13 protein-coding genes are annotated in these 14,395 nt (G+C 34.2%); 10 read left to right on the forward strand and 3 right to left on the reverse strand.

Translation table 11 applies throughout. From position 1 onward, the window contains the following. The 6 genes from VF726_RS19910 to VF726_RS19935 all read left to right on the forward strand — a co-directional run. Positions 1–559: Cna B-type domain-containing protein (locus tag VF726_RS19910; protein WP_440171437.1), on the forward strand; the 559-nt coding region annotated here is incomplete at its 5' end. A gap of 378 nt (positions 560–937) precedes the next feature. Continuing rightward, positions 938–1,672 (forward strand): LytR/AlgR family response regulator transcription factor, encoded by a 735-nt coding sequence (locus tag VF726_RS19915; protein ID WP_440171439.1) that lies wholly within the window; start codon positions 938–940, stop codon positions 1,670–1,672. After that, entirely contained in the window at positions 1,672–2,988 is a 1,317-nt protein-coding gene (locus tag VF726_RS19920; RefSeq protein WP_440171441.1) for a GHKL domain-containing protein, read from the forward strand. Before VF726_RS19915 ends, VF726_RS19920 begins: the two co-directional genes overlap by 1 nt. Before the next feature lie 89 nt (positions 2,989–3,077). Continuing rightward, positions 3,078–3,755: a YhfC family glutamic-type intramembrane protease gene (locus tag VF726_RS19925; protein WP_440171443.1), complete on the forward strand. Its 678-nt coding sequence runs from the start codon at positions 3,078–3,080 to the stop codon at positions 3,753–3,755. Between the two features lie 2 nt (positions 3,756–3,757). Continuing rightward, entirely contained in the window at positions 3,758–4,144 is a 387-nt protein-coding gene (locus VF726_RS19930) for a DUF3887 domain-containing protein (RefSeq protein ID WP_440171445.1), read from the forward strand. A 108-nt stretch (positions 4,145–4,252) separates the two neighbouring features. Continuing rightward, positions 4,253–4,564 (forward strand): hypothetical protein, encoded by a 312-nt coding sequence (locus tag VF726_RS19935; protein WP_440171447.1) that lies wholly within the window; start codon positions 4,253–4,255, stop codon positions 4,562–4,564. Positions 4,565–4,604: 40 nt separating this feature from the next. On the opposite strand, the gene VF726_RS19940 is transcribed toward VF726_RS19935, so the two are convergent. After that, on the reverse strand, positions 4,605–4,820 hold the full coding sequence (locus VF726_RS19940) for a helix-turn-helix domain-containing protein (RefSeq protein ID WP_002084833.1): 216 nt from the start codon (positions 4,818–4,820) through the stop codon (positions 4,605–4,607). Positions 4,821–4,830: 10 nt separating this feature from the next. Then, entirely contained in the window at positions 4,831–5,313 is a 483-nt protein-coding gene (locus VF726_RS19945) for a DUF2975 domain-containing protein (RefSeq protein WP_087955896.1), read from the reverse strand. Positions 5,314–5,607: 294 nt separating this feature from the next. Here VF726_RS19945 and VF726_RS19950 point away from each other — a divergent pair, with 294 nt between their 5' ends. From VF726_RS19950 to VF726_RS19965, 4 genes are all read left to right on the forward strand, one after another. Further along, positions 5,608–7,269, forward strand: coding sequence for an alkaline phosphatase (locus tag VF726_RS19950; protein WP_440171450.1), 1,662 nt, complete (start codon positions 5,608–5,610; stop codon positions 7,267–7,269). 255 nt (positions 7,270–7,524) lie between these two features. Next, complete coding sequence (locus tag VF726_RS19955; protein WP_440171452.1) at positions 7,525–9,903, forward strand: immune inhibitor A domain-containing protein; 2,379 nt, start codon at positions 7,525–7,527, stop codon at positions 9,901–9,903. A 303-nt stretch (positions 9,904–10,206) separates the two neighbouring features. After that, complete coding sequence (locus tag VF726_RS19960) at positions 10,207–11,238, forward strand: fatty acid desaturase (RefSeq protein WP_440171454.1); 1,032 nt, start codon at positions 10,207–10,209, stop codon at positions 11,236–11,238. 264 nt (positions 11,239–11,502) lie between these two features. Next, positions 11,503–12,690, forward strand: a complete 1,188-nt coding sequence (locus tag VF726_RS19965; RefSeq protein ID WP_440171456.1) for an RtcB family protein — start codon at positions 11,503–11,505, stop codon at positions 12,688–12,690. A 62-nt stretch (positions 12,691–12,752) separates the two neighbouring features. Here the strand turns inward: VF726_RS19965 and VF726_RS19970 are convergent, their stop codons facing one another. Further along, a complete protein-coding gene (locus VF726_RS19970; RefSeq protein WP_440171458.1) occupies positions 12,753–14,177 on the reverse strand; it encodes an amino acid permease in 1,425 nt (474 codons plus the stop codon). Positions 14,178–14,395: the final 218 nt, after the last annotated feature.

Raw genomic sequence — 14,395 nt, forward strand, 5'->3', positions numbered from 1 at the left:
AAAAGCATACAAGTATGAAGTGAAAGAACAGCCGGTAGATGGATATCAAACAGAAGTGAACGGTTATGATATTACGAATACAAAAGTAGGCGAAACAAAAGTAGAAGGAACAAAAACATGGAACGATAATAATGCACCAGATCGTCCAAAAACAATCAAAGTAGACTTACTTCAAAATGGTCAGGTCATCAAAACAAAAGAAGTAAGCGAAGTAACAAGTTGGAAATACGTATTCGCAGATTTAGCGGCATACGACGGAGAAGGAAAAGTCTACAAGTATGAAGTGAAGGAACAGCCAGTAGCTGGGTATCAATCGGAAGTGAACGGTTATGACATTACGAATACAAAAATCAAAGGTGAATCGGTAGTAGTTCCTAAAGAAAATACAACTCAAAAGGATGATGTAGAGGGACTGGCTATAAAAGAAAGTGATCAAAAGACATCATTACTTCCTAAAACCGGGAGAACAATCTGGAAAGAATTTCTTTCAATTGCTGTAGGTATTCTACTTTTAGGATTAGGAGGATTCATATTTACTCGAAAAAAATTAAATAATTAATTAATATATCACATGTTGCCAGAACCCGGGTTATTGACAAATTAAAAAGTCATAACCCGGGTTGTTTTTTATTTAGTGCAAACAATTATATATGAATTAATTCTGATGAAATTGATGATACGGATATGAAGGTCGAACTTTTTATTCAATTAATCGAATTATTTTAGGGTACTTATAGAATATGTTTTAATTAATAAAATTTATTTATTAATACATCCCTCTAAATCTTTATTCAATAATGGTAGTTTAATTGTTTTTAATATATGTATAGAAAACGATATTAGTTATTATTTAATATGAAAAATAAGGAAATATTATTAAGTATTTGTAAGTAGTCATGTTATTCTAATAATAGATTTCAATAAAGCGAGTGATTACATGAGTATTTTCATTTTAGAAGATGATGTCATACAAGCGCAGCAAATGAAGCGGCTAGTTGAAGAGATTTGTGAGAAATATATGTTGCCTTTTGATTTTATAGAGGTGACTAGTAAAAGTGAAAACATCATTACTAACATTCCTAGGGCGAAGTATGTCCCAATCTATTTTTTAGATATAGAGATTAAAAGGGAAGAGCGAAAAGGTTTACAAGTGGCGCAAGAAATACGAAAGTATGATACGCAAGGGATTATTGTGTTTGTAACGACGCATTCTGAATTTGCGCCTATTTCATATCAATACATGGTATCAGCTTTAACTTTTATTGATAAAGGGTTGCCATACGAGGAGAGGCGTAACGTTTTTGAACAATGTTTACTCCAATATGAAGCGCGTAATAAGCACATCATTCCATCAGATGATTTTATCGTTGAAAATAGTAATGCGACTGTGCGGGTACCTTTTCATGAAGTTGAATATGTAATGACTGATGAACCGCACCGTTTAGCGTTAGTGACGTTAGATCGAATCGTTTATTTTTATGGAACATTAAAGGAGATAGAAATAATAGATGAACGTTTATTTCGTTGTCACCAATCATATATCGTGAATACGAAGCAAATGTCTTCTTATGATGCGAAGCAAAAAATGATAGTTTTAAAAAGTGGGAAACGAATTCCAGTATCACGGCGTTTAGTGAGCAAAATACGTAATATGTTAAAGGGTGAGATGTAATGTATATTTATGATTTATTTGCAATACTGCTTACTAGTATGAGTCATACGTTTTTATACATTCAATTAATCCGGTACAATAGGTTGTCATATAGAATGTTAATAGCTTTAAGTTCGGCATTTATTATTTTACTTGCTATTGTCGTAACGGTAACGAGATACCCAGAATTGAATAGTACCATTGTGTTGTTTCTAATAAGTTTAGGACTAATGCAAAATGAATTGAAATTTAAGCATAATGTATATTTTGCACTAGTGAGTATGGTGATTATAACGTTAGTGAAAATGTTGCTTTTCGATTTAGGAATGAAAATCTTTATGTTAACGCCATTCAATTTATATTTATGGACAGGTAGCATGATTCATCTTATCGTATCGACACTTACTGTTATCGGTATTCTATTAGCTCGTAAAAGAATCCAAAAAATTGCTCAATATATAGTAGGTAGTCCGCTATACTATGTAACTTATATATTATTAATTGCCGGATTTATTATTGAACTAATTTTAACACAGCCATCTACTGCATTTTTAGCACAATTAAATCAACAATACAGTGAAGTAAGTTATATTTCAGCGATTATTGTATTTTTATTATTACTAATCATTGTACTAATAAGCTCACATTTATCGAAAGAAAAGTTACGAGAAGAGCATGAAAAAAGTTTAGATAAAGAGTTATTGGATTATGTGGAGAAATTAGAGGACATGCATGACGAGCTTGCTAGTTTCCGTCATGATTATATGAATGTATTACTATCGTTAGAAGAGGGCATACGTACAGAAAATGTGAAGGAAATTGAGCAAGTGTATTATGACGTTATAGCTCCTACATTAAAAACAATTAATGATCATGAACTTGATATTGCGAAATTATCTCGCATACATATTCCTGAAGTGAGAAGTGTATTAAGGGCGAAAGTTGGCATTGCCCAGCAGCAACAAATAAAAGTAATGCTTGATATACCTGAAAACATTGAAAGTGTTTCGATGCCGATTATTTCATTTATTCGCATCATTTCAGTTTTAGTAGATAATGCAATTGAAGAAGCGGTGCATAGTGAGGAAAAGATATTGCAAATCGCATTCTTTGAAATGGATTCAAGACAATATTTTATTGTGCGTAATAGTTCTAAGAGTGAAGAGATTGATTTACAAAAAATTTATGAGAAAAACCATACAAGTAAAAAAGGAGCTAGAGGGTACGGGCTATTCTCATTAAAGCGGATTATGAATAAAACAAATAATGCGACGTTAGAAACAACTTATGTAAGTCCGTATTTCACGCAAACATTCATATTAAAAGAGATGAAATGACCATCTATGATGAAAAGGAAACCGAATAGGAAATAACTACATACTTTCTTCACTTGTTTTTATACACTTCAAGTAAGAGGTGAAGCGAGATGAATGGTCTTATTTTTACAACAATGATTAGCTTTGGTTTACCACTTGTAGCACTTTTATATGCTGTTTGGAAGAAACGCTATATTCCATATATGTTAGGTGTATTGGCTTTTGTTGTATCACAAATATTGATTCGCATACCAATACTGAATTATGTAAATGGAACAAACACAGATTTTCAAATGTTTTCTGTTATGCAGCCTGTCCTATTTATAATTTTGCTTAGTTTATCAGCTGGTATTTTTGAAGAGGTAGCCCGTTTTATTGCTATGCGTTATTTTATGAAGCAACGAGATTGGCAGTCTGTTTTTTTATTTGGAGCAGGGCATGGTGGTATTGAGGCAGTGTTGATAGTTGGTATTCCAGTAATATCCCTATTATTGTCACAAACAGTCATTCAAAATGGTGACAGTTATTATTTCGGCGGTATTGAGCGCATCTTTGCGATGGTATTGCATGTTGGACTTTCCTTCATTGTATTGCAAGCTGTTGTCCAAAAGAAATTTCGTTATGTTATATATGCAATTCTCATCCATGGGACTGCAAATGCATTAGCGGGCATTATATCGCTATATGTACAAGGGAAAAGCGGGATCATTATGTCAGAAGTTTCATTAGCAATGTGTGCTTTACTCGTTTTTAGTTATAGTTTCATTTTAAAAAGAAAGGGTGTATGAAAATGAGAAGAATATTACTAATTATTGTAAGTGCTATCACGGCGTTCGCACTTGCAGCATGTACCGGTAATAAAGTAGATGAAAGTACAGAGAAAAAATTTATTCCGAAGGCGGAAGAAATTGTATCATTTTTAAATGAGGCGAAGTATAAAGACGTGCATGACAAATTTGATAGTAAAATGAAAGTGGGATTACCAGAAGGAAAAATGAAAGAGCTTACACCTGTAATTGAGAAAGCCGGTACGTTCGAAAAAATTGAGAAAAAATCGATTGAAGAAAAAGATGGTTTATATACTGTTATACTTGTAGCGAAATATAGTAAGGAACAACGGACATATATTATAACTTATAATGACAAAGAAGAAATAGCAGGTTTATTTATTAAATAAAAACAGATACAGTGGAAGTCTCCGCTGCATCTGTTTTTATTGTTTTAACCAAATTATGGTTATTCATGCTAATATAAACACATAGCTAAAAAGGAGGGGTGGGTTAGTATGAAAACTGAAATAGTTCCTAAAAAGAAGTACAGTATAATAAGTTATATATCTTTACTCATCGGCATTTTATGTTTTTTGTTCGTTTTTATTACACCGACAAGGATAGCGAATGCAGGTAATATAGTGGGAGATTATATTACAGTTGCCCTCACAGTTGCAGGTATTATACTTTCTGTCATTGCGATGACGAAAAAAAACGAGAAAAAGGGAATCGCTATTCTTTCATTAATACTGTCCTCATCATTTTTTATATTTTGGATTATCGCGATTATTTTAGTTTTGACTGGTAGAGTTAGTTTTGCACCATAATAGCGAATAAAAAGAGTCCTTCATACGAGAAGGACTCTTTTTATTCGCTATCTTCTGGTTGATATTCTAAGATATCCCCTGGTTGGCATTCTAACGCTTTACAAATAGCATCTAAAGTTGTAATTCTAATTGCTTTTGCTTTTCCATTTTTTAAAATAGAAAGGTTAGCCATTGTAATTCCAACCTTCTCTGAAAGTTCAGTTACACTCATTTTTCGTTTCGCTAACATTACATCAATATTAATTATTATTGCCATGTTATTCACCTCAGACCGTTAAATCATTTTCTGATTTTATATCTATCGCATCTTTTAAAAGTCTTTGGAGAACGGCAGCAAAGACGGCGATAACCATTGAAGCAAAGATAAGAATCATGCCAATTATAATAATACCTGGTGCATCATCTCTCTCCGCTACAAGATAGAAGAGTGGCATACCTAATACATACAATACACTAATTGTAACGGCACATTGTTTTATCTTTTTTAAAGCTCTAACAGATAATTTCGAGAAAGCGTTACCTTTGTCAATGTAGCTTACAAGTTTAAAGGCTTGATATAGAGCAAAGTAAAAAGGTATCACCGTTGCATATAGATTAATTAAAATAAGATATTTTATATATGCAATATCCGGGTACAATTCCGCTGCATAATTCCCGATATTAGGAATTAAAAATATACACAAAGCAAAAACAGGAATCCCCATAAGGATAATAGCTGTCTTTAAAAAGAGTGTTGATCCTTGTTTCATATAAAGCACCTCATTTTTAAATTATCTTTTTAATTTATCATAAAATTTATCGTTTAACAATAAATTATTATTTATTTTAATCGAATTTTTATTGAAAAATTAATTTTAGTGAAGAGAATGACAAGACGTTTTTATAAAAAGGTGTGGTCTCTAGTTTTTGAAACATAAAAAGGTATGAAATGTAATATCCGTTGTTTTACTAAAAGAAAGTGAAGGTAATGATTGTTAGCTTCATGAAAATTGGGGACTAATAAAACATATATAAATGAATGTAAAATATATGGAGGAACAACAATGTCGAATTTGGGTTTACTGATGAAGAAGTTACTGTTAGTAGGAACAATCACACTAAGTATGTTATGTACGGAAAGCATCATGAATTATCATACGGTGGAAGCTAAAGTGAAAAAAGTAGAACAGCAACCGAAAAATGTAATCATAATGGTTATGGACGGAACGAGTTCTTCAGCAACGACGTTGGCTCGCTTGTATAAAGGGAAACCACTGGCATTAGATGAAATGGTAACAGGAGGAGTTCGTACATATTCAGCAGAATCAGCTATAACAGACTCAGCCCCAGCAGCTACAGCACTAGCGACGGGGAATAAATCGAATTCAGGATATGTAGGTGTATTACCTTCTATTGTAAGTTCGCCCGGCTTAAAACCAATAAAAAAAGAGGACAAGTTACGGCCAGTTGCCAATGTTTTAGAAGGTGCCAAACGTACTGGTCGCGCAACTGGAATTATTGCTACAGCTGAAATTCAGCATGCTACTCCGGCTGGGTTCTCTGCTCATCATGTAAACCGCAAGCGTTTTGACGTAATTGCGGAGCAACAAGTGTATCAAAATATAGATGTCGTATTAGGCGGGGGAAAAGCGGCGCTGCTACCTATAAAAAGAAAAGATGGTGAAGATTTAGTAAAGGTGATTCAAAGCAAAGGATACGACTTTGTTGAAACGAAAAATGAATTATTGAACTCTAAATCTAAGAAAATTTGGGGCTCTTTTTCACATAATGCTTTAGCATTTGATATGGATCGTGAAGCAACAAATCCGGAGCAACCGACACTTTCTCAAATGACAGAAAAAGCAATTCAAACACTATCAAAAGATAAAGATGGTTTCTTTTTATTTGTGGAAGGAAGTAAACCAGACTGGGCAGCTCATGTGAATGATCCAATTGGGATAATTAGTGATGTATTGGCATTTGATGAAGCGGTAGCAAAAGCATTAAAATTTGCAAAAAAAGATGGTAATACGATGTTAATAGCTTTAACTGATCATGGTAACAGTGGTATTTCTATCGGGAATACGAATACGACAAAAGGTTATAATACTACGCCGGTCTCTACATACATTAATCCATTAAAAAAATCGAAAATGACACTTGAAGGGATTACAAATAAACTGAAATCTGATTTCTCAAATGTAGAAGATGTAGCTAAATTATACGGTTTGGACAGTTTAACTTATGATGAAAAAGAAAGAGTAAAAGTGGCTAAAAAGAAAATAGATGTAGGTCCAATTTTTACTACAATATTGGCTAACCGTGCGAACATAGGCTTCACAACAGGCGGTCATACTGGTGAGGATGTATTTTTATATTCATACGGACCTCAAAAGCCATCCGGTTTAATCCAAAACACAGACGTTGCGAAGACGATGGCGAAAGCTATGGGCTTTAACTTAGAAGAAGTAACAAATAAATTATTTGTAGAGAGTGAATCAATTTTTAAACAAAACGGTGCAACTGTAACGATAGACAAAACTGATGTAGAAAATCCTGTGCTTATAGTAAAAAGTAATAATGTAAAAGCTCAATTATTTGTTAACAAAAATATAATCCGTATTAACAATAAAGATTATGAATTAGGAAGTGTTGTTGTAGAAAGTGATGGTAAGTTCTATATACCAGAAGAAGCAAGTCATTTATTCATAAAGCATTATCGTTAGAAAAAGCCAATTCCTTAGCTAGTACTTAGGGATTGGCTTTTTTTGTGTAGGTGAGATTTCACTCGAAAAAAAGAAAGAGAATCATAATTTCTAGAATGGACTTTCTGTAAAGGTACCTACTTTATGTTTTTCACCTTTTAAAAAATATTTCTCAACATTTTAGCACTTTAAAAATATTGAATATTCGTATTATAACGAATATTATGTTGCTATCGGCAAAAAACGATAATTTGCAGACACTGGGGAGGAAATACATTGAAAAAGAAATTAAAGCCTTTAACTGTATTAACAACAGCGGCAGTGCTAAGTAGTACGTTTGCTTTTGGAAGTCATGCAGCGTATGCTGATACGCCACCATCTCTACCAATTGATGAGCATTTAATACCTGAGGAGCGTTTGGCAGAAGCACTGAAGCAACGGGGAGTAATTGATCAATCTGCATCACAAGCTGAGACATCAAAGGCTGTCGAAAATTATGTTGAGAAAAAGAAAGGGGAAAACCCTGGAAAAGAAATCATGACAGGAGATAACCTTACGCAAGAAGCTTCAGATTTTATGAAAAAAGTAAAAGATGCAAAAATGAAGGAGAATGAACAGGCGCAGCAACCAGAAGTAGGACCAGTAGCTGGACAAGGTGCAGGAGTGAACCCTGGAAAATTAAATGGAAAAGTACCAACGACACCAGCGAAGCAAGCTGAGTACAATGGATCTGTCCGAAAAGATAAAGTACTTGTTTTACTCGTAGAATTTAGCGATTTTAAGCATAATAATATTGATCAAGAACCGGGTTATATGTATTCTAAGGACTTTAATCGTGAACATTATCAAAAAATGTTATTTGGTGATGAGCCATTTACGTTATTTGATGGTTCGAAAATTAATACATTTAAACAGTATTATGAAGAACAATCTGGCGGAAGCTACACAGTTGATGGAACTGTGACGGAATGGCTTACTGTTCCAGGGAAAGCATCAGATTATGGTGCAGATGCGGGAACTGGTCATGATAACAAGGGTCCTTTAGGGCCACGTGATTTTGTGAAAGAAGCATTAAAAGCTGCAGTAGCAAAAGGGATTAATTTAGCAGACTATGACCAATTTGATCAATACGATCAAGATGGTGATGGAAATAAAAATGAACCAGATGGAATTATTGACCACTTAATGGTTGTACATGCAGGCGTAGGGCAAGAAGCTGGCGGTGGTAAATTGAAAGATGACGCGATTTGGTCACATCGTTCAAAACTAGGATCGAAGCCATATGCGATTGATGGTACAAAATCTACTGTATCAAACTGGGGCGGAAAGATGGCTGCATATGATTATACAATTGAGCCTGAAGACGGAGCAGTGGGTGTGTTTGCGCATGAGTATGGTCATGATTTAGGCTTACCAGATGAATATGATACAAAGTATTCTGGACAAGGTGAACCTGTTGAATCATGGTCTCTTATGAGTGGTGGTAGCTGGGCTGGAAAAATTGCAGGAACTGAGCCAACAAGTTTCTCACCGCAAAATAAAGAGTTTTTCCAAAAGAATATGAAGGGGAACTGGGCGAATATACTAGAAGTAGATTATGACAAACTTCGTACAGGAATTGGTGCTGCAACATATTTAGATCAAAGTGTTACAAAATCAAAACGTCCAGGAATCGTTCGTGTTAACTTGCCAGACAAAGATATTAAAAATATTGAATCAGCATTTGGTAAGAAGTTTTATTACAGTACGAAAGGAAATGACATTCATACAACACTTGAAACACCAGTATTTGACTTAACGAATGCAACGGATGCTAAGTTTGATTATAAGGCATTTTATGAACTGGAAGCGAAGTATGATTTCCTTGATGTAAATGCAATTGCAGAAGATGGAACGAAGACGCGAATTGATAGAATGGGCGAAAAAGATGTTAAAGCCGGAATAGATACAACGGATGGTAAGTGGGTTGATAAATCATATGATTTAAGTCAATTCAAAGGAAAGAAAGTAAAACTGCAATTTGAGTATGTAACAGATATTGCAGTAGCTTATAAAGGGTTTGCGTTAGACAATGCAGCTTTAACTGTAGATGGAAAAGTTGTATTCTCTGATGATGCAGAAGGCCAGCCAGCAATGACGTTAAAAGGATTTACTGTGTCAAACGGATTTGAACAGAAAAAACATAACTATTATATTGAGTGGCGCAATTATGCTGGATCTGACACAGCGTTACAACATGCACGTGGTCCAGTATTTAATACAGGAATGGTTGTATGGTATGCGGATCAAAGCTTTACAGATAACTGGGTAGGCGTTCATCCAGGTGAAGGATTCCTTGGGGTAGTAGATTCTCATCCAGAGGCAATCGTAGGAACATTAAACGGACAACCAACTGTGAAGAGCAGTACGCGTTATCAAATTGCTGATGCGGCATTTTCATTTGATCAAACGCCAGCATGGAGAGTAGATTCGCCAACGCGCGGTATCTTTGACTATAAAGGATTACCAGGCGTTGCAAAATTTGATGACTCTAAGCAGTACATCAATAGCGTTATTCCAGATGCCGGACGTAAGTTACCGAAACTAGGATTGAAGTTTGAAGTGGTAGGTCAAGCGGAAGACAAGTCTGCAGGTGCAGTTTGGATCCATCGCTAAAATAAAATGAAAAGGAGCTGTCATAAGTCGGTGAAACCTGACTTGTGGCAGCTTTTTTCTTCTTGTGAAAAAGTTCTTTGCTTTTTTATATATTTATTGGAAAAAATAGATGTCTCTTTTATAAATGAAATGATCCATCAGTCCAATCATAGAAGCCTTTTTGGCCGTAAGTAATTTGTAAGTAATGAGTAAGAAAAAAGAAATTTATATAATATATAATATTTATTACATCTACTTTTAACACCTGATACTAATAGTATGCTATAATGTGAATTAGCAACAAAAAGGAAAGGAATTAGAACAATGACATTAGAAAATACTAAAAATTTAAAAAAACAAGTTGCTCCATATGAAAAATCAACGATTAAAAAAAGTGTGTGGCAACTTATTAACACAGTCGTGCCATTTATTATTTTGTGGTACCTTGCTTATAAAAGTTTGTCTGTTTCTTATCTGTTAGCATTAGTTCCATCTCTGTTAGCTGCTGGTTTTATGACGCGAATTTTCATAATTTTTCATGATTGTACCCATTATTCATTCTTTAAAAGTCGACCTGCCAATAGAATAGTAGGGACATGTATGGGTGTGTTAACGTTATTCCCATTTGATCAATGGGGACATGAGCATGCTATTCATCACGCTACAAGTGGTAATTTGGATAAGCGAGGTACAGGAGATATTTGGACGCTTACAGTGGATGAATATGTTGCTGCGCCATTTAGACTTCGTTTAGCATATCGTTTATATCGTAATCCATTCGTTATGTTTGGATTAGGCCCGATTTATGTTTTCTTACTTAAAAATAGATTTAACCGAAAAGGAGCTAGACAGAAAGAACGTATGAATACGTATTTGACGAATATAATAATCGTTGCTGTAGTAGCTATACTTTGCTGGGCAATTGGTTGGCAATCGTTTCTGTTAGTACATGGTACGATATTCTTAATAGCAGGTTCAGTAGGGATTTGGCTATTTTACGTACAACATACATTCGAGGATTCTTATTTTGAAGAGGATAAAGATTGGGAATATGTGAAAGCGGCAGTGGAAGGAAGTTCATTTTATAAACTTCCAAAAATCTTGCAATTCTTAACTGGTAATATTGGATTCCATCATGTTCACCATTTAAGTCCAAGAGTACCTAACTATAAATTAGAAGAGGCACACAATAATACGCTTCCGTTAAAAAATGTGCCAACGATTACTCTTGCTACAAGCTTACGATCACTCCGTTTCCGTCTTTGGGATGAGAAAAGTAACAATTTTGTTAGCTTTAAAGAAGTCAAAAATATAATTAAAAATAATGTTTCTGTTCGGGTGAAATCTGAACTATAATCTCATCGGCTATAAAACTCCCCTTAATCATTTTCGATGTAAGGGGAGTTTTTGTTATATATAACTGATATCGGGGACGATGTGTACGTATAAATTTAAGGATGCGGTAATTATATTATGTAAATAAGATAAATCATCATAATTTTTTATTATTGTGAAGGATATCATACATATATAATGGAAAGCAGAAGGTAGATGATAGTAATTATAAGCACAGATACAACGTAATAAAATAATTCTTTCAAAAGGAGGGGGAAATGAAAGGTGTTGAATTTACGAGGAAAATACAATGAAGCGAAAGTATTTACGAATAATGTTGATGAAACTGCAACTGGGCAGATTCTTGATCTTTGTAATCAAGAATTCGTAAAGGATAGTCAAATTCGTATTATGCCAGATACACATGCGGGAGCAGGTTGTACGATTGGAACAACAATGACAATACAAGATAAAATTGTTCCTAATCTTGTAGGGGTAGATATTGGGTGTGGAATGGAAGTTGTTGTAATTGATAAGAAAAAAGAAGAAATTAATTTCGATTGTTTAGACGAAACAATTCGTAAATTTGTTCCAAGTGGTTTTCGTATTCGAGATAAAGAACATCGATTCTCAAAAATGATTGATTTTGATGGTGTGAGAGCTCCATTTACATTACAACGCGCTCAAAAAAGTATAGGTACTCTTGGGGGAGGAAATCATTTTGTTGAATTAAATGAAGATGAAGAAGGAAATGTATATATTGTCATTCATAGCGGTTCTCGTAATTTAGGTAAGCAAATTGCAGAGTATTACCAAAACTTCGCATATGAACAACTCACTGATGTTACATCAATGAAAGATGAGATTATTAAGAGATTAACTGAAGAGGGTAGAGCAAAAGAAATACAAGAAACTTTACGAGGAATTCAGAAGCCTAAGATTCGTAAAGAACTAGCTTATTTAGAAGGGCAAGGATTCAAAGATTATATGAATGATATGAATATTGCTCAAAAGTACGCTGCGTTAAATCGTAAAGCAATGATTGATGAAATTGTTACGAAAATGGACTGGAAAATTACGGATCAATTTACTACAATACATAACTATATTGACATGGAAAATATGATTCTACGAAAAGGTGCTATTTCAGCTCAGAAAGATGAACGAGTCATTATTCCAATTAACATGAGAGATGGTTCAATTATTGCATTTGGTAAAGGTAATCCAGACTGGAACTTTTCTGGTCCGCATGGGGCAGGGCGTATCATGAGTCGTAAGAAGGCAAAAGAATTATTGAGTCTAGAGGACTTCCAAAATACGATGACAGAGGTTTGGACTACATCGGTAGTAGAGAGCACAATTGATGAGGCACCAATGGTATATAAGCCAATGGATGAAATTATAGAAAATACGAAAGAAACAATAAATATAAAGCACATTATTAAGCCATTATATAATTTTAAAGCGAATTAAATTGATAAAAGACCGCACATGAAGTGAAAGTTATGTGCGGTTTTTTATATATAAGTATAGTATTACATAGTCTCGCTCATTTTAGTTTCACTTTGAGTGTTAGTAGCAATTCTTTTCTTAACTTTAAAGTGATAGTATGTGTAGCAAAAGATGATAAATGGTACAGTGCAATAGATTCCAAGTCGTTGTTCAGGAATAAAGATAAGACTGATTAATATAATGCCATACAATCCAAAACCAAGAATAGGTACAAGTGGATAAAGTGGAGTTTTAAATTTTAAGTCTTCTAATCTTCCACCGTCTGCTAAATAATGTTTACGGAAAAAGAATTGAGAGACACAAATTGACATCCAAACGATGATTGTAATGACGCCAGAAATGGAAATTAACCATAAGTAAACTGTTTCAGCAGCTACGACGCTCGTTAAAAGAGAAAAAGCAGAAATAGAAATTGTCAAAATTAAAGCGTTTAGAGGTATTCCTCGTGATGATAATTTCTTTAAAAAGGCAGGAGCCATTTCATTTTTTGATAATGACCAAAGCATGCGAGTTGCAGCGTACAGTCCAGAGTTTGCAACAGAAAGAACAGCTGTAAGAATAACAAAGTTCATAATATCAGCTGCATATGGAATACCGATATTATCAAAAACAGCAACGAATGGGCTTTTAGTTAATCCTGCTTCTTCCCAAGGAATTAAAGCAACGAGAACAAAGATTGCTAAGACGAAGAAAAACATCGTACGCCATATAATATTTCTAATAGAACGTGGTAAAGTTTTTGCTGGATCTTCACTTTCACCTGCTGCGATTCCGACAAGTTCTGTACCTTGGAAGGAATAATTAACTGTAACCATTGTTAATAGAATAGCTGCAAGTCCATTTGGAAATAAACCGCCATGATTTACGAAATTTGATAATAATGGGGCTGGTTCATCGCCTTTTAAATCAATAAAACCGAACATAGCGGCGCCGCCAAGGATAATAAAAGCTATAATGGCAGATACTTTTATACTTGAAAACCAAAATTCTGTTTCTGCATAACTACGAGCAGATAATGCGTTAATAGTGAAGATTGTAACGCCAAATACTAGACACCATACCCAGACGGGAATACCAGGAAACCAGCGCTGCATTGTAATGCCGGCTGTTGTAAATTCAAGACCGGTCGTATTCGCCCAGCTTAACCAATACAACCATCCGATTGTAAAACCAGTTGCAGGATTGATGAACTTAGTTGCATATTCTTGAAAAGAACCTGAAACAGGCATAGCTACAGCAAGTTCACCAAGACAAAGCATAACGAAATACATTAATAATCCACCAGCCATAAAGGCAAGTACGGATCCACCAGGTCCAGCTTGACTTATAATAAAGCCAGATCCGTTAAATAACCCTGTTCCAATCACACCACCGAGTGCAATCATGAATAAATGTCTACTTTTCATCGTACGTTTTAATTCATTGTTTGTATTGTTTACTTGCGACATTGTTTTCCTCACTTTCGTAGTTGATAGAATAAATTTGATGTTTTTCCGTATTGTGGAATGTATTCCGTGATGTGAAATCTTGTTATAATTTTCAGATAATTAAAAAGAAAAGTCAATATTTTTTGTTCGCGCTTACAAGATTTTAACAACGATATGTTTTTATTTTTAGAAAATTAAATAAATAGATTGATTTCATTTTGAATTTTTGTTAAATTGAT

The organism is Bacillus sp. Brlt_9 (assembly GCF_051948935.1).
Lineage (GTDB): Bacteria > Bacillota > Bacilli > Bacillales > Bacillaceae_G > Bacillus_A.